Raw genomic sequence first — 16,246 nt, 5'->3', positions numbered from 1 at the left:
ATTCTGGAATAACTAAATTGACTATGTCTTCAAATCCCTCAGGAAAGAGCGGTGTATGGAATTAAATCCATCTGCTACCCTATTTACAAACCACTCTTCTAATTGCTCCACTATTTGTGATGGCGTTCCAATAATTTCATGATGTCTTATGAGACACAGGCTGCTTTTTGATTTCCCCTGCCAAAATACTGTTGCCAATCGTTTCACCCAAATTTCCTCGTGAACGATGTAGATTTTCACCTTGACCAAATGTAAGGAGCGGGAATACAAGCTCCGCAAACCGATATGATTCTTCTAAATGCGGATAACCGGAGAAAATAAAGCTTTCAATACCTAGACTCTGGTACTCCTTAATTCGGGCCGCTACAGTTTCTGGATCGCCAACAAGTGCTGTACCTGCACCTCCACGTACGAGCCCAATTCCAGCCCATAAGTTCGGGCTGATTTCTAAATTTGCTTCTTTTCCTTGTTGATGCAGAGCACCCATCCGATTTTGCCCTGTTGAATCGTAACTGCTTAATGCTTTCTGCGCTTTTTCAATCACTTCATCATTCAAATGGGAGATTAACCTGTCTGCAGCAGCCCATGCTTCTGCGTTTGTTTCCCTCACAATAACATGCAGACGTATTCCAAAACGTACAGTACGACCTTCTTTTTCAGCCTGTAGACGTACACTGTCTATTTTCTCCTTTACTTGTGCTGGTGGCTCGCCCCACGTCAAATATACATCCGAATGTTTGGCCGCCACATGCTGGCCAGCTGGAGAAGATCCTCCAAAATAAACAGGCGGTGCAGGTTGCTGAACAGGTGGAAATAATAACTTTCCTCCCTTTGATTTTAAATGCTTTCCTTCAAAATCAACGTTTTCCCCTGCGAGAAGTCGACGCCAAATAGTTAAAAACTCATCAGATGCCTCATAACGTTCGTCATGTTTAAGAAAAAGACCGTCACCTGCTAGTTCAACAGGGTCGCCTCCTGCAACGACATTGATTAGGACACGGCCATTTGAAAGCCGGTCAAGCGTTGATGTCATACGTGCTGCAACTGATGGCTGCATTAAGCCGGGCCGAAGCGCAACTAAAAATTTCAGCCGTGTTGTTTCCGCTGCAAGTGCGGCAGCTGTAAGCCATGGATCTTCGCATGATTTTCCAGTTGGAATTAATACACCTGTATAGCCAAGCCGGTCAGCCGCTTGTGCAATTTGTTTGAAATACGTATGATCCGCTTCTCTCCCGCCAATCTCTGTTCCTAAATAACGACCATCACCATGTGTTGGTATAAACCATAAAATTTCCATTAATATCTCTCCCTTATTATTTTTTATTTACTCCTTGGAAGCTACTTCTCCACTTTAAAAGTTTCTGTTCAAAAAATCGTACCAGCGAATCCGTCAGTTTGCCGACAACCGCAAAAATGATAATTCCTACAAATACTTTTTCTGTTTGGGAAAACTGACGTGCATCCATAATCATGTATCCTACACCAGCACTAGACCCCATTAATTCCGCTACAACAAGACCGAGCCAAGCAATACCGAGAGACAATCGCACCCCCAGCAAAATATTTGGAAGTGCTGCCGGCAAAATCAGCCGGGTAATTTGTGAATACCAGTTGAATTCCAGTACGCGTGCTACATCAAATAGTTTTGCATCAACGCTACGTATTCCTAGAAACGTATTGATATAAATTGGAAAGAAAGCACCAAGAGCAATTAATAAAACTTTAGACAATTCATCAAACCCAAACCACAAAATGAAAAGCGGCGTTACAGCCAAATGCGGAACAGTCCGGAGCATTTGGAGAGTCGGATCTAGATAAGACTCTGCCTTTTTTGAGAAACCAATCAATATTCCGAACAAAAGGCCCAGTCCACCGCCTAGTAAAAAGCCCCCAAGTGCACGCATAATACTGATTTGCAAATTCTCCGCCAATTCTCCTGATATCGTCAGCTCATAAAAAGATGTAAGAATGGCAAGAGGAGTTGGAAGGACTGTAGGTAAGATGAGTCCTGCAGTTCCTGCATACTGCCATAGCACTAAAATGAGGACAGGGACTATAAATCCTTTCAGCCATGTGGGAACTGTTTGGCTTTTTTTCACTTTTATTGCTTTTTCCCGTCTTTTCAATTCCGTATAGGCTACTGTTTTCATTCGTCTTTTTCCTCCTTCTTAACTTTTTCAATAAATTGGTTATCAACTACTTTTGAGACATCAATTTCCTTATTAATGACGCCCAGTTTAGATTGGAAATCAGCCGTTTCCTGCTGCGCTTGAATGATCTCTCCATTGATTGGTTCATTTAGTTGCTCCGTATTGTTAAGGACATTTTTCACGACTTTTTTATCCAATTTTTTGATTTTGGCATAAATCGAGATTGCCTCTTCCTTATTGGTTTTCTGCCATTCGACAGTTTTGTTATATACCTGAAGGAACCGTTCTACTTCTTTCGGATGTTCCTTGGCAAAACCGCTTCGGACAAGGGTAAAACTTGGTGAATATGATTTAATTGTTTCTCCATTAGCTAAGATTTTCGCATGGTTTTGAATGGTTTGAAGCGAGATAAAAGGTTCCCATATAGACCAAGCGTCCAACGTGCCATTTTCAAATGCCGGCATAGCCTCATCTGGCTGCAGCTGAATTATTTCTACATCATCTGGTGATACACCGGCATCTTTTAAAGCTTTATGAAGAAAGTCAAAACCACTGCTCCCTTTAGCAACTCCCACCTTTTTTCCTTTTAAATCTTTAACGGATTGGATATTACTTCCTTCTTTCACCAAAATAGCATTTGCTTTAAGACCATCTTGTGAAAGAGCAATTTCTTTAAAATTGACACCCGCTGCCTGACCGCCAATTACAGGTGAGTTACCAACTTGCGAAAAGTCAAGTTTGTTTGCTGCAAGTCCTTCAAATTGAGGTGGTCCACTTTGAAACTCTATCCATTTCACTTTGATGCCTTCTTTTTCATATGCTTCTTCAAACCAGCCTTTTTCTTTAGCTATCCATAGAGGGCTAAGACTTTGCTGAATACCAATATTTATTTCTTTTAATTCTTTTTGCTTTTCTGATGATTGTGCAGAGCATGCCGCTAAAAACAGTGCGACTATCATAAAAATCAACCATTTTCTCATAGTATCCCTCCTTAAGATATCAATAGATTGAAGATTCAGTCTTTTCAAATTCCTCTAATACTTCCTTTCGTAAATGTTGAAATGACATGTCAGTTCGATTTCGCGGAAAAGGCATTTTAATGGGTATCCATCTTTGTAGACGTCCTGGATTGGCTCGTAAAATCGCCAATTGTGTTCCTAAATAAATCGATTCGTCAATATCATGTGTCACCAAAATCATAGTGATTTTTTTCTTATGCCATATGTCAATTAAAACATCTTGCAAATGTTTACGTGTAAAGGCATCGAGTGCACCAAACGGTTCATCAAGCAGAAGAATTTCCGGCTCCCTAAGCAACGCCCTTGCAATAGCAACGCGTTGTGACATGCCTCCTGATAGCTCTGCCGGGTAGGCCTTTTCCTTTCCTGTTAATCGGACGATATCAATCAACTGTTGCACCTTTTGTTTCACATCAGAATTGCGCAAATTCAAATCCGCGGCAATGTTTTGTTCGACTGTTAACCAAGGAAAAAGACGGTGCTCCTGAAAAATAAATCCTTGGCTGATTGCAGGTCCTTTCACTTTCCTTCCATTAATATCCACGCCACCGCTGTATTCCGTATCGAGACCTGCGATGATTTTCAATAAAGTACTTTTTCCGCAACCACTCGGACCGATAATAGTTAGAAATTCTCCTTTTGGAATATCCAGGTTGATGTCGTCTAACACCACCTCCGATCCAAATGCTTTTTCATCCACGTGAATAGAAATAGCCATATTTGCTCCTCCTTCTTAAAAAAAATAGCTCTCTGTTCAAATGAGCAGAGAGCCTTCGGTTATCCGATCAGCAATATAAATTTTTCCTTTTTTCCATCACAGTCGCAGTCGCATTTCATTGCCATCACTCCTCTCAAGTTACCTACAAAAAAGCACACGCTTATCTAAAATAGGCGTGTGCTTTCGGTTGTCCAATCAGCACTTCATGTGTGGTGATGTTTCCAAATATTATACCTTATTAAATCTATAGGAATTATAATAAATGACCGACAATAATATGTCAACCACTTTTTTCAAAAAAAAGGTAGGCTCTTAAAACAGACACATTAGAAAATATTTACACACACAAAAAAGACTGCTCATAAATAAGCAGTCTTCACTATCATTTTAATGTTGGTCAACCGTTTTTTTCCGAAAACCTTTACTTATTTCGCAGTATTTGATGATTATACTACCATGAATATTCTCATCAATAATTTTATTGTTTGATCGAAATGACTAGCATGAGTATATACATGAGAGGCTGGGATAAAACCCACCTCTTAGATGAAAAAACCGGTGGAATTTTACTTCTTATATATGTCCCAGCCCAGAATATTTAAGGCATTATTTTGATTTGTTTTATTTCTAATTCAACATCTTTTTCTCGAAGCGACTTATATCTGCATCTGCTCCAATTACAATCAGTATATCCCCTTCATGAATTGGTTCGTCTGCCTGAGGTGATACGATAATCTCAGTTTCTCGTTTAATGGCTACAATATTAATACCATATCGCGCACGGATATCTAATCCAATGATTGTATGACCTTCAAGTTGGTGATTCGCTTTAATCTCCATAATGGAGTGCTCATCTGATAACTCTAAGTAATCAAGTACATTGTTAGACATCATATTATTCGCTATACGAATACCCATATCACGTTCTGGATGCACAACATGGTCAGCACCTATTTTACGAAGCACTTTTTCATGATAATCATTCTGTGCTTTGACCGTTATTTTCTGCACACCTATTTCTTTTAACATAAGGGTTGTTAATATACTTGATTGTATATCATCACCAATCGCAACGATGACATGTTCGAAATTACGAATTCCTAAAGACTTTAATACAGATTCATCTGTTGTGTCTGCTACAACAGCTTGGGTTGCAATAGATGCAAATTCATCGACACGTTCCGGTTGCTTATCAATGGCCATGACATCTGCTCCTTGATTGACAAGTTCATTGACAATACTTCCCCCAAATCTTCCTAAACCGATGACAACAAATTCTTTTTCCAAGCTAAATACCTCCGATTCCATAGCACATCTAAAAAGCTCTTTACTTATTTTAGCAGAAGTTAACTATTTTTGCTGATTGGATGGTGCTTTAGCTATTGAACAAAATGAGCATTTTTAATTGAAAAATAAAAAAGGCTGCTCTACTCTGTAATATTAAAGACAAGTAAATGTACTTAATTGTTCATTACATCATAACTTGTTTATAATGTTGCACATATTATAAAAATGTACATTACTAAATTCAATTTAGTGATGTACATTTTTTTGCTTTCATTTCTATTGCTTAATAAATGGTTGAATAATTTACAATAAACTGGGAAAAGGTTAAAGTTGACGTTCTATTCTGTGAGGTGCAAATAAATGTATTGGTATGAATATTGCCCGAAACATATCGAAAGTAAATATCAGTTACTTGTGTTCAAAGGAAATCAGCCTTTTTTACCTTTAACGGATTACTACCATGATTGTTTAGGGAGAATTGATAAGAGTTCTGCAACATCCTATTTAAAGTGTTTACTTCCCTTTTTTAAGTGGTTAGAGGAAGAGAGCAATTTTCAAGGGAAACAAGTGCAATGGAATGATTCAGTAGAGAAAATACGTGTAGCTGTGGAGGATTATTTGATTCATGAATCGAACTGTAAGATTCGTGATAAAGATTCATTTCGTATTGTGAAATTAACAAATAAAAGTCCTAACACAATTAGCCGTTTCTTATCAGCATTAAAATCATTTTATAAATCTATGATTCGTTTAAAACAATACCTCTATAACAATCCATTAATTGATGGTCAAGCTATCTTGCATCAGTATAAAGAAGAACTAAAGGGAGTTCGAGAAGATAAGCCAAGAATGCCTTCCATTGCTGGAACTGAACAACCTATCGTTCATCGCAGATTAACAGATTCTTATTTTAAAATTATTAATGAAGAATGGCAGCCTCAAATAATTGATGATGATGATTTACCGTATCAAGTATATCAAGCAGGTAAAAAAGTTAATTGGTCACAACGAGATATGGTTATTGCACGAATGCTATTTGAAACTGGAGCAAGGGCAACAGAAATTATTGAACTAACTGTTGGGGATTATAGACAGCGTAAAAGTCATCAAGAAGTAATTACGTTTAACAAAGGGAGCCATGGCAAGAAGATAAAGTTTCTACGCTTTAGCAAAGAAACAGTTAAACTCTTGTTTCACTATATAGAATCTGAACGTAAAAAATTTGATAAAGACCATTTAAATTTTAATTCATTATCAGATGATGCATCTATTTTTCTAACAGAAAAAGGTACTTCTTTTAATTATCCTGCTTGGTATTATCATTGGAGCCGGGCAATGAAAGCTAATGAACTAAGTTTAAATCCACATAAATCAAGACATTGGTTTGTAACGTCACGATTGCGAGTGATTTATAACATATCAGAAAATGAAGCTGAAATTCATCAACGAAAAAATGAATTAATTAATTATATAAAATGGAAAAATCCCAAAACAATAACTGTTTATGAACATCATTTTGATGAAGTTAAACATCGGGAAGCACACGAACAAATGCTTAAGCAAATGGAACTAAGAGAAAAAGAATACAATAAACAACTTAAATCCTCGAAGAAAATAAAACCAAAGTTAAAAGTCATAGAAACAATTGATTCTGAAATATTAGATACAGATTTACAAGAGTTATTAGAAGGGTTGGAATAGGCTTGAATGAAACGATACAACAATTACCATCAACAGAATGGTATAAGGTCTGGCAAGAAAAAATGGATACAGAATTAATGTGTCTACAAAATGGAAGAGGTGAATTTTTAATTGATAAAATTGATGAACGGACTATGAAATATCTCAATAATAATTGTTTAGAGTACGACTGGAGAAATCATATATTATTAGTAGCACTTATTGAAACAGATAGAAATAATGATTTCGTAAGTATCTATAACCCTATACGCGTATTACACTTGAGATTCAAAGATATATTTAATGCCTTTAAACTTTCAACAATGGCTGATTTCAATGCAAATGTTCATATGTATAAATATTTAAAAGGGGAAGTTCTTCATGATTCGACTAACAATATGAAAAACGATTTATTTAGATATTATAGAACATCTTTAAATCATACGAATAAATGGATAAGGAGTAATATTTCTGTTGAAAAACAAATGTATTTTAGACAATATTTACTTCAAAATATATCTTTTGATTCAAGAGATTTTTCATTCCGTAAATTAGCAAGCGAAGAGGCTCAAACTACTCGTAAAGATGAAACTGATGCCATTGTTCCTCATCTTCCTACGATACGTGCAGAAGCTAACTTTAGATGGAATCAAATGAAAAGGTTACGGGATGCCTTTCATCAACAAATTCAAAAAGTTGAAAATGAAGTATTATCCCTTCCGATAGAATTTTATTATGACGAACCTGAACGTGTTGGGGAACGATTTCATTTCCGTTTATGGGATAAACCTTCTTTTGTGTTAAATCACCAAATTGAGTTTTCCGATACTATTATTAAACAAGCTACTCAAAGAAAAGTAACTTATTCGGATGAGAATAATACTTATTTCCTTGAATTTATTCATGCAGTATCAATAGAGAATGAATCAACAGCAAATGGTCTTTGGTTTAATGAATTAATTGAGCAAAATGTTATTGGTGCTTGGTCTCAGAATAGACCTATTGAAGAACATGAGAACATCTTAGATTTTTTAAAAATATGGGGATATGAATCTGAAAACCAGCAAAAACCAATACCATTTGCTTCATATCATAAAGGACTTTTAACGCCTTCCATATTTGTGTCTTTACACAAAGACAAAGCTAAAGGTTTATTAATAGATATAGAACCATTTTATGTAGCATGTACATTTGGTTTATTAGCTATCGATATTTTAACTACAACTGGGGCAAGAATTAATGAGTTGCTTCAAATCAATAATACAAAAGAATGTATTGAAGTGAAAAAAGTTAACAACAAGCTACATTTTTCATTCAAAGCCATTCCTAAAGGTAGAGATTTATTAGAAGAATATTATGTAAGCAAGCAAACAATGGAACACATTCAGACTTTATCAAGGATGCTAAGAGAACACTATAATGATGATAAAATTCCAAGTGTTCAATATAGAGGAGATAGAAAACACATATTCACACAACCTTTACCTTATTATTTTCAATATGAAGGGAAAGCATTGAAAACAGATGCAATTTACAGTTCTATTCGTTTTCTCCTTCATGGTTTAGTCTTTGAAACACAGAGTGGGAAAGCTGTAACTATTAAGACACACCTTTTACGTCATGCGTTCGCAACAGAAGCTGTTCAACGACAAAAAATGCCGATTGATATTGTTGCAAAAATGTTGCATCAAAAGGATTTGAACGTAACAGGTTATTATTCAGCTCCAACACCTTCACAAATTTCGGAGTCGGTTAGTGAATTGCATGATGTGATTTCAAGTTATGTTGATATTGATGATGCGTATTTAAGAAGTCCACAAGAACTAAAAAAAGAATTAGACGATTATACAGAAAAGGTCGGTGTATTTAATAAAGTATTAGGTGGGACTTGTGTAACAGATTATGTATGTCCAACGAAAATGCAATGTTTAGGTTGTAAAGCAAAAGTGCCTGAACCAGACCAAGAAGATGAACTGTTGGAAGTTATTCAATTATCGAAAGACATGGAGAAGCGTTTTAAAGAGTTAGGATTAGAAGTTGAAGTACGGAAAGCCAAAGAAATGGCAAAACAAGCAAAGATTGAATTGAAAGAAATTGATTTAATCAAGAAATATAGAGAGGAACGTCACTATGAACCAACCATCCAACACAATCCATTCAGATAAGCGACAATGGCTCGATAAAGTGCATCAACAGCGTAAAGAGCGTTCTGTTTCCATAGGGATTGACACAATTGAATATCTCGTCGAACAAGGTATCCCTGTAACCTACCATAATATAAGTCAGCATTCGAAACAGTTCGACACTCAAGGTAAAGGGATTCATCCCAATACAATAAAGAGTAATGATGAATTGTATACTTATTACAAAAAGCATAGCAAAACATATAAAGTAAATAGGGTTCGTAAAAAGCTCAAAACGCCTCCTAAATTTGATGAATCAATTTTAAGAAAGATTTCCTCTAAACGTAATATAGATGTTGTTAAAAAGAAGTACATGAAGCTCTCAAAGGAAGAATTAGTGAACGAGCTGATAGCTATGGAGCAATATATAGCAGAGAATCAAAGGCGTTGGGTTGCTAATCATTTTGAGCAGTTTAAATAGATAATTAATGAGATACAAAATTGCCTTGTTAAAATATTTTTAACAAGGCTACCTTACTTTCTCATTCACCCTTTTGTTGAATAAGAAAAGAGACGCTTCTTCAACAATTGCGCCCGATTGTTGAAGAACCTTATACGTAACGTGCATTTTTTTATTTGTTGGTAATAAAGTGATGTAGTGCCTCATTTACTTTTATCATAGCTTTTAAGGACTGAGTTGTGTTGATTGGTTCAACATCTAATGAATGATTAGCACCGTCTATTTCAATTAAATTTAAATTAGGCTTCACTTGAATTTCTTTAATTTTATTAGTTTCATAATGACCATCATTTGTACCAATTACCATTAAAATATCATTCGAGCTTCGCATTATATTTTTATATAAACCTTCAAGCTTTAGTAAAGGGGTAAGCAATACGAATTTAGTCTTTTTTGAAGTAACATTATTTGCATATTTAAAACTAATTGGTATTGTTCCTAAAGATTTTCCTAAGAAAATAATTTCCTTATATTTCTTTGTAGCAAGGACTTCTTCAACCACAGAATCAACATCTTCGATTATTAAATTACTAAGATAGTCTATTTCTTTTTCAAAAATTGTTGGTTCATAAGAATAATGAACTTGAACAACATCAAAGTTATTCTGAAGCATTTCCATTTTCGAATAGTACATTAGAGGTTTGTCGTATAAATAATTTGAACCTGATAACATAAAACATACCGTGTTAGAATCATTTTCAATATATGTATATCTAATTTTTTTCTGTGTTTCCTTATCGGTAACTTTCATTGAATTCCCCTCCTAATAACATAACTCTTTCGACAAATCTATTTTATATCCTTCTTTATAATGTTCATCAAGTATCGTTTGAGTAACCTTTCATAGAAGAATGTTATTCAACAATATGTCCCGATTGTTGAACATAAGTTATATCTTTAAACACAAATAAAAGCTTAACTAATACAAAAATTAGTTAAGCTTTAAAATAACTTATTATAATGTTACACATTGTATAAAGAATACTGATGCATTAAGTGTATTACTTAAAATCTTGACTTTTAATAAAATAAACAGAGCAACCTTTATTTATAACATTAATTAGTCATTACGAACTTCATCAAGCACACGATTTACACGTTTTTCTAACATTTTCATGCCACTGCCGCCAGCTTGGAAATGACGAAGTTTGCCGTCTTTGTCAAAAACATAATATGCAGGTACATATTGATTTTCAAATGTATCTGTTAATTTCATTTTACTATCGACGAAGATTGGTTGAGTAATTCCATGTTCTGCAGCAACTTCTTTAATATCATTAAGATCTAAGTCTTTTTCAGAACGTGGCATATGAACTGCTACAACGTTTAATTCGTCTTTATATTTGTCTCGGAAATTATTTACTTCTGGCATAGCTTCTTTACATAAATGGCAGCTGATTGACCAAAAGTGAATTAAAGTTGGTTTTTCACCTACTAAATCAGATTTTGAAACTTCTCCATTTAACCATGCTACTTCTCCATCTAATTCAGGCATTTCTGAACGTAATTTCATAATTTATCACCCCATGATTTAATAATTTACGTTTTACTATATGCATTTTTTCAAAAAAGGACCTAACAAAAATTTGTTAGGCCCTCAAAATTCAATCAATACTAGTCGAATTAACCTTCTAGTAATGCATCACCTGGGTGCCAGTTTGCTGGGCAAAGGCCACCTGTTTGTAATGCTTGAAGTACACGTAAAACTTCATCAACGTCACGGCCAATGTTGTTGTGGTGTACAACTTGATATTGTAATTCACCTTCTGGGTTGATGATGTATAGACCACGTAGTGCTACACCTTCTTCTTCGATGTAAGCGCCGTATTCTTGAATTACTTGATGAGTATGGTCAGCAGCTAATGGGTAGTTTAATTGACCAATACCATTATCAGCACGATCTGTATTAATCCATGCTTTGTGAGTGTGGATTGTATCTGCTGATGCACCGATTACAACTGCATCTAAATCTTCGAATTCATCGTAGCGATCTGACATAGCTGTGATTTCAGTTGGGCAAACAAATGTGAAGTCCATTGGATAGAAGAAAAGAACTGTCCATTTGTCATTTTTCATATTTTCTTCAAGACTAACTTTACCAAATTCTTTGTTTGGCATTACAGCTTCCATTTCAAAGCGTGGAGCTTGTTTTCCTACCATACGTTCTGCCATTGATAAATCCCTCCAAAAGTGAATATTGTATAAATGTATGTAGCTATATGTGCCACAATCCACTTATTACAATAACAAATACATTTGTTTAAATCAAAGAATTAGCTTACAAAATGTTCTTAATTAAGTGTTAAAGTGACAAAATGTTATTTATTGTTGATTTACGAAATTCATAAATAGTTTCTATGAAGACTAACATATTTAACAATTCTTTTGTCTCGGATATATTTCTACCAATACATGTCCAAGTACTCATTATCTTCTTAATAAAGCAAAACTATTTTAACACTAAAAAAAAACAACGGATTGCACCTCATTAGATGCAATCCATTGTTTTTAATTTGTAATAAGCATTTTGCAAGTTAAACTCTATTCTTCTTTAGATCCTAGGCAGCGTTCACATTCAAAAATAATAGATTCGACTTGCTCAACAATCTCACACCCACATTCAGTACAAAGCTTTGGATATTTTTCATTTTTCTCGTTTTGCATACAATCTCCTCCTATTTATAAGTAAATGTTTCGCTACCAGTTTTTTTATCTAATATGCTGATAGCTTGGAATAGTTAAAAACTCTTCGAATGTATCTTGTAATGTCAGATTACTAAAGATTTCAGCAGCTTCCTCGTACCGTCCGATTAAGAAATTTTCTTGCCCTACAAAATCTTCAATTTTCTGCAATTCTTGTTGTAAAATAGCTTTGAACAAGGTCTCATCAATTTTTTGACCGTTTTCCAGTTTTCCTTCTGGATGTCTAATCCATTGCCATACTTGTGTGCGAGAGATTTCAGCTGTTGCAGCATCTTCCATCATATTATTGATAGGTGCTGCACCATTACCACGTAACCATGATGCAATATATTGAACGCCAACACTACAGTTTACACGTAAACCCTCTTCAGTAATTGAACCTTTTGGAACTTCTAGTAAATCGCAAGCATTTACATGGACATCTTCTCGTTTACGATGAATCTGATTTGGTGTTTTCATATGCTCATCAAATTGTTCCATCGCTACAGGTACTAGACCTGGATGTGCTACCCATGTTCCATCATGGCCATCACTTGCTTCGCGTCGTTTATCTTCACTTACTTTTAAAAAGGCAATTTCATTAGCTTGTGGATCATCTTTTATTGGGATTTGTGCAGCCATTCCTCCCATTGCTGGAGCATTACGCTTATGGCAAGTTTGTATACATAATTGCGTATATGCTCTCATGAATGGTGACGTCATCGTTACTTGACCTCTGTCCGGCAAAATAACATCTGAATGATTACGTAAACGCTTAATATAGCTAAAAATATAATCCCAACGTCCACAGTTTAAACCAGCAGAATGATCCTTTAGTTCATATAAAATCTCATCCATTTCAAATGCTGCTGTGATTGTTTCGATTAGTACAGTAGCTTTAATCGTTCCTTGTGGGATACCAACGTAATCTTGTGCGTAGACAAAAATGTCATTCCATAATCTTGCTTCTAAATGACTTTCTAATTTAGGAATATAGAAATATGGCCCTGACCCACGTGATATTAATTCTTTCGCATTATGGAAGAAAAATAATCCGAAGTCAAAAAGGCTTCCAGACATTGGCTCTCCATTTATTTCTACATTTCTTTCTATTAAATGTAACCCACGCGGCCGAACTAATAATGTAGCTGTTTCATTGTTTAAACGATATACTTTTCCATTTGCAGCTTGAGTGAAGGAAATGGTTTTGCGTACTGCGTCCATCATATTAATTTGACCTTCTATCATATTCTCCCAAGTTGGAGAAGTTGCATCTTCAAAACAAGCCATGAACATTTTTGCTCCAGAGTTCAGTGCATTGATCACCATTTTACGTGTTACAGGACCTGTAATTTCAACACGGCGGTCTTGCAAATCTTCTGGTAATGGAGCAATAGTCCAGTCCCCTTCTCGAATTGACTTTGTATCTTCTAAAAAGTTTAGTGTAGCACCACAATCTAATTGTTGTTGGCGTACTTCTCTTTGTTTGAGTAAGGATTTTCTACGATCATTAAATAAGGTTTGCAACGATGCGATAAATTGCAATGCATCCTGAGTTAATACTTGCTTGGTTGATGCATTTTGTTTACCTATAATTTTAATTGTAGGTGTGGTAGCTTGTTGAGTACTCAAAATCTATCATCCTTTCACATTCAATTTCCTATTTTCTTCAGCCGTTAGTCACCATATCTTTAACTCTTGCATATTGATTTTTATTGTAAGCGATAAAAATACTCATAAGTAAGATTTAGACATGGAACTAACAGCATAAATAAATATGTTGAATTAGATAAATTGTGCTGTTTCTGTTGAATCCTTCATAGCAGTAGTTGAAGATGTTCCTCCAGAAATAACTTGAGCTACTTCATCAAAGTAACCAGTACCTACTTCGCGTTGATGTTTTGTTGCTGTGTAACCTTGTTTTTCACTTGCAAATTCTTCTTGTTGTAATTTTGAGTAGGCAGCCATTCCATTGTCTTTATAGTCATTTGCCAATTTGAACATACTGTGGTTTAATGCATGGAATCCAGCTAATGTTACAAATTGGAATTTATAACCCATCTTTCCAAGCTCTACTTGGTACTTTGCAATCGTTTCATCATCTAAGTTTGCTTTCCAATTGAATGAAGGTGAACAATTATACGCTAATAACTTATTAGGGAATTTTGCACGAATTGCATCTGCAAATTTCCTTGCCTCATCCAAGTCAGGTTTCGATGTTTCACACCATACTAGGTCTGCATATGGTGCATAAGCTAAACCACGAGCAATCGCTTGATCAATACCTGATTTTGTACGGAAGAAACCTTCTGGTGTACGTTCCCCTGTGATGAATGCTGCATCTCGAGGATCGATATCACTTGTTACCATATCAGCTGCATCTGCATCAGTTCGTGCGATTAGAATAGTAGGTACACCTGATACATCAGCTGCGAGTCGAGCTGCAACTAAATTACGGATTGCATTTTGAGTTGGTAATAATACTTTTCCGCCTAAGTGACCACATTTCTTCTCTGAAGCTAATTGGTCTTCCAAATGAACTCCGGCTGCACCTGCTTCGATCATTCCTTTTATAAGTTCGAACACATTTAATGGTCCTCCAAAACCTGCTTCTGCATCCGCTACAATTGGTGCAAACCAGTCAAATTTGTCTAAGCGACCTTCAGCATGATCAATTTGGTCTGCACGTTGCAATGCTTGGTTGATTCGCTTAACTACTTGTGGTACAGAGTTAGCAGGATATAAAGATTGGTCAGGATACATTTGGCCAGAAAGGTTTGCATCTGCAGCTACTTGCCACCCACTTAAGTAAATTGCCTTAAGACCTGCTTTTACTTGTTGAACCGCTTGATTCCCTGTTAAAGCACCTAATGCATTGATGAAATCTTCTTCATGTAAAGACTTCCATAAACGTTGTGCACCTTTTTCAGCTAACGTATGTTGAATTTGAACAGAACCGCGAAGTTTTACTACTTCTTCTGCTGTATATGGACGTACAATCCCTTTCCATCTTTCTTCTTGTGCCCAGCTTTTTTCAAGTTGCTCGATTTGTTGTTGTCTTGTTAACATATCAATTCACACCTTCCCTTTGTTGAACGCTAGCTAACTTTATAAAATTATTGCACCCCTATGTTTTGTTGCATAACAGCTACCGTTGTTGTAAACTAATATACAACAGATAATGTATTTTGTTATTGTTTTTGGATAAAATCCCTTTTTTTGACGACAGATGAATGATTATTCAGGTTGAGTTGAGGAGGAGCTAAATGATACAAAACAGTGCAATTTTAGTTAAGGAATTAGCAGAGCAATATTGTCGAGTGTTAGAAGATTGGATTCCTAAAGATTCCTCTATAGCTATAGGTGTTGGGAATTCTTATGTCTATTATAAGGTTGGAGCGACTGACATCCTTTTAGCAAAGGGAAATGAAATTGAAAAAGGAAGTATAGCAGAGCGTGTGATTAAGGAAAGAATAAAAATCGAAGCTGTTATAGAGCAGGAAAATAAAAATATATCCATATTTGAAGTTGGGTATCCCATCGATTTTTTAGGAGAACACGCTGCCTTAATTGTCATTTATTCACGAGACATCCCAGAAACGAAAAAGGATTTTTTGCGTTTTGTAACAGGTAAGCAACAAGATGAATGGGCCCCCATTCCTATAGAAAAAATCTCACATTTTGAAAGTCTAAATAAGAAAAACTGGTTTTATGCTGACAATGAACAATACAAAATTAACTTAACATTAAAAGAACTACAAAAAAGATTACCAGACTATTTTTTAAGAATTCACCGCTCATATATTATTAACATCCATGCAATCAATAGAATTACACGAGACTTCTCCTCAAATCTAATCATCACGATGCAAGACGGCACAGAACTAACTGTCAGTCAATCATACCTAAATGAGGTAAAGAGGGTTTTAGAATTTTAGCTATCAATAGATAAATAAAAAAAGAGTCTAATAGGCTCTTTTTTTATTTGTTTTTAAGTGTATTTCTGTATCTAATCAAAAAAGCCTTGAAACACGTAAATTATTTTGTATAATAGATAGCGGTTTAGT

15 protein-coding genes are annotated in these 16,246 nt (G+C 35.3%); 4 read left to right on the top strand and 11 right to left on the bottom strand.

All coding sequences use genetic code 11. From position 1 onward, the window contains the following. Positions 1 to 136 precede the first annotated feature (136 nt). The 5 genes from ssuD to ACWV26_RS03820 form a co-directional block, all read right to left on the bottom strand. Entirely contained in the window at positions 137 to 1,297 is a 1,161-nt protein-coding gene (gene ssuD, locus ACWV26_RS03840) for an FMNH2-dependent alkanesulfonate monooxygenase (protein WP_455897054.1), read from the bottom strand. Positions 1,298 to 1,313: 16 nt separating this feature from the next. Then, positions 1,314 to 2,150 (bottom strand): ABC transporter permease, encoded by an 837-nt coding sequence (locus tag ACWV26_RS03835; RefSeq protein WP_455897053.1) that lies wholly within the window; start codon positions 2,148 to 2,150, stop codon positions 1,314 to 1,316. Continuing rightward, positions 2,147 to 3,130: an aliphatic sulfonate ABC transporter substrate-binding protein gene (locus tag ACWV26_RS03830; RefSeq protein WP_455897052.1), complete on the bottom strand. Its 984-nt coding sequence runs from the start codon at positions 3,128 to 3,130 to the stop codon at positions 2,147 to 2,149. Before ACWV26_RS03830 ends, ACWV26_RS03835 begins: the two co-directional genes overlap by 4 nt. A gap of 19 nt (positions 3,131 to 3,149) precedes the next feature. Continuing rightward, entirely contained in the window at positions 3,150 to 3,887 is a 738-nt protein-coding gene (locus ACWV26_RS03825) for an ABC transporter ATP-binding protein (protein WP_455897051.1), read from the bottom strand. Between the two features lie 627 nt (positions 3,888 to 4,514). Beyond that, entirely contained in the window at positions 4,515 to 5,174 is a 660-nt protein-coding gene (locus ACWV26_RS03820) for a potassium channel family protein (RefSeq protein WP_455897050.1), read from the bottom strand. A 360-nt stretch (positions 5,175 to 5,534) separates the two neighbouring features. Here ACWV26_RS03820 and ACWV26_RS03815 point away from each other — a divergent pair, with 360 nt between their 5' ends. From ACWV26_RS03815 to ACWV26_RS03805, 3 genes are read left to right on the top strand one after another with little or no spacing between them, the layout of a single operon-like run. After that, positions 5,535 to 6,875: a tyrosine-type recombinase/integrase gene (locus ACWV26_RS03815; protein ID WP_455895504.1), complete on the top strand. Its 1,341-nt coding sequence runs from the start codon at positions 5,535 to 5,537 to the stop codon at positions 6,873 to 6,875. 2 nt (positions 6,876 to 6,877) lie between these two features. Then, positions 6,878 to 9,019 (top strand): site-specific integrase, encoded by a 2,142-nt coding sequence (locus ACWV26_RS03810; protein ID WP_455895505.1) that lies wholly within the window; start codon positions 6,878 to 6,880, stop codon positions 9,017 to 9,019. Next, entirely contained in the window at positions 8,985 to 9,458 is a 474-nt protein-coding gene (locus ACWV26_RS03805; RefSeq protein ID WP_455895506.1) for a hypothetical protein, read from the top strand. Before ACWV26_RS03810 ends, ACWV26_RS03805 begins: the two co-directional genes overlap by 35 nt. 151 nt (positions 9,459 to 9,609) lie before the next feature. Here the strand turns inward: ACWV26_RS03805 and ACWV26_RS03800 are convergent, their stop codons facing one another. The 6 genes from ACWV26_RS03800 to aceA form a co-directional block, all read right to left on the bottom strand. After that, positions 9,610 to 10,248: an alpha/beta family hydrolase gene (locus ACWV26_RS03800; RefSeq protein ID WP_455895507.1), complete on the bottom strand. Its 639-nt coding sequence runs from the start codon at positions 10,246 to 10,248 to the stop codon at positions 9,610 to 9,612. A 309-nt stretch (positions 10,249 to 10,557) separates the two neighbouring features. After that, positions 10,558 to 11,010: a TlpA disulfide reductase family protein gene (locus ACWV26_RS03795; RefSeq protein WP_455897049.1), complete on the bottom strand. Its 453-nt coding sequence runs from the start codon at positions 11,008 to 11,010 to the stop codon at positions 10,558 to 10,560. A gap of 110 nt (positions 11,011 to 11,120) precedes the next feature. Further along, a complete protein-coding gene (locus ACWV26_RS03790; protein WP_455897048.1) occupies positions 11,121 to 11,669 on the bottom strand; it encodes a peroxiredoxin in 549 nt (182 codons plus the stop codon). Positions 11,670 to 12,038: 369 nt separating this feature from the next. Beyond that, entirely contained in the window at positions 12,039 to 12,161 is a 123-nt protein-coding gene (locus ACWV26_RS03785) for a protein YhfH (RefSeq protein WP_455897047.1), read from the bottom strand. 45 nt (positions 12,162 to 12,206) lie between these two features. Continuing rightward, positions 12,207 to 13,811 carry a malate synthase A gene (aceB, locus tag ACWV26_RS03780; RefSeq protein WP_455897046.1) on the bottom strand — a complete coding sequence of 535 codons (1,605 nt, stop codon included), beginning with the start codon at positions 13,809 to 13,811 and terminating at the stop codon, positions 12,207 to 12,209. A gap of 153 nt (positions 13,812 to 13,964) precedes the next feature. Beyond that, positions 13,965 to 15,248 (bottom strand): isocitrate lyase, encoded by a 1,284-nt coding sequence (aceA, locus tag ACWV26_RS03775; protein WP_455897045.1) that lies wholly within the window; start codon positions 15,246 to 15,248, stop codon positions 13,965 to 13,967. Between the two features lie 197 nt (positions 15,249 to 15,445). Between aceA and ACWV26_RS03770 the strand changes: the two genes are divergently transcribed. After that, positions 15,446 to 16,117: a LytTR family DNA-binding domain-containing protein gene (locus ACWV26_RS03770; protein WP_455897044.1), complete on the top strand. Its 672-nt coding sequence runs from the start codon at positions 15,446 to 15,448 to the stop codon at positions 16,115 to 16,117. The last annotated feature ends 129 nt before the right edge of the window (positions 16,118 to 16,246 follow it).

It is taken from the genome of Rummeliibacillus sp. JY-2-4R (assembly GCF_053847205.1).
The sequence above is the reverse complement of the archived record's forward strand: the minus strand, read 5'-3'. Positions and strand labels throughout refer to the sequence as shown.

Excerpts from the sequence above, each read along its gene's own strand:
- ssuD (WP_455897054.1), bottom strand. The coding sequence starts at position 1,297 with ATGGAAATTTTATGGTTTATACCAACACATGGTGATGGTCGTTATTTA.
- ACWV26_RS03835 (WP_455897053.1), bottom strand. The coding sequence starts at position 2,150 with ATGAAAACAGTAGCCTATACGGAATTGAAAAGACGGGAAAAAGCAATA.
- ACWV26_RS03830 (WP_455897052.1), bottom strand. The coding sequence starts at position 3,130 with ATGAGAAAATGGTTGATTTTTATGATAGTCGCACTGTTTTTAGCGGCA.
- ACWV26_RS03825 (WP_455897051.1), bottom strand. The coding sequence starts at position 3,887 with ATGGCTATTTCTATTCACGTGGATGAAAAAGCATTTGGATCGGAGGTG.
- ACWV26_RS03815 (WP_455895504.1), top strand. The coding sequence starts at position 5,535 with ATGTATTGGTATGAATATTGCCCGAAACATATCGAAAGTAAATATCAG.
- ACWV26_RS03805 (WP_455895506.1), top strand. The coding sequence starts at position 8,985 with ATGAACCAACCATCCAACACAATCCATTCAGATAAGCGACAATGGCTC.
- ACWV26_RS03800 (WP_455895507.1), bottom strand. The coding sequence starts at position 10,248 with ATGAAAGTTACCGATAAGGAAACACAGAAAAAAATTAGATATACATAT.
- ACWV26_RS03795 (WP_455897049.1), bottom strand. The coding sequence starts at position 11,010 with ATGAAATTACGTTCAGAAATGCCTGAATTAGATGGAGAAGTAGCATGG.
- ACWV26_RS03790 (WP_455897048.1), bottom strand. The coding sequence starts at position 11,669 with ATGGCAGAACGTATGGTAGGAAAACAAGCTCCACGCTTTGAAATGGAA.
- ACWV26_RS03785 (WP_455897047.1), bottom strand. The coding sequence starts at position 12,161 with ATGCAAAACGAGAAAAATGAAAAATATCCAAAGCTTTGTACTGAATGT.
- aceA (WP_455897045.1), bottom strand. The coding sequence starts at position 15,248 with ATGTTAACAAGACAACAACAAATCGAGCAACTTGAAAAAAGCTGGGCA.
- ACWV26_RS03770 (WP_455897044.1), top strand. The coding sequence starts at position 15,446 with ATGATACAAAACAGTGCAATTTTAGTTAAGGAATTAGCAGAGCAATAT.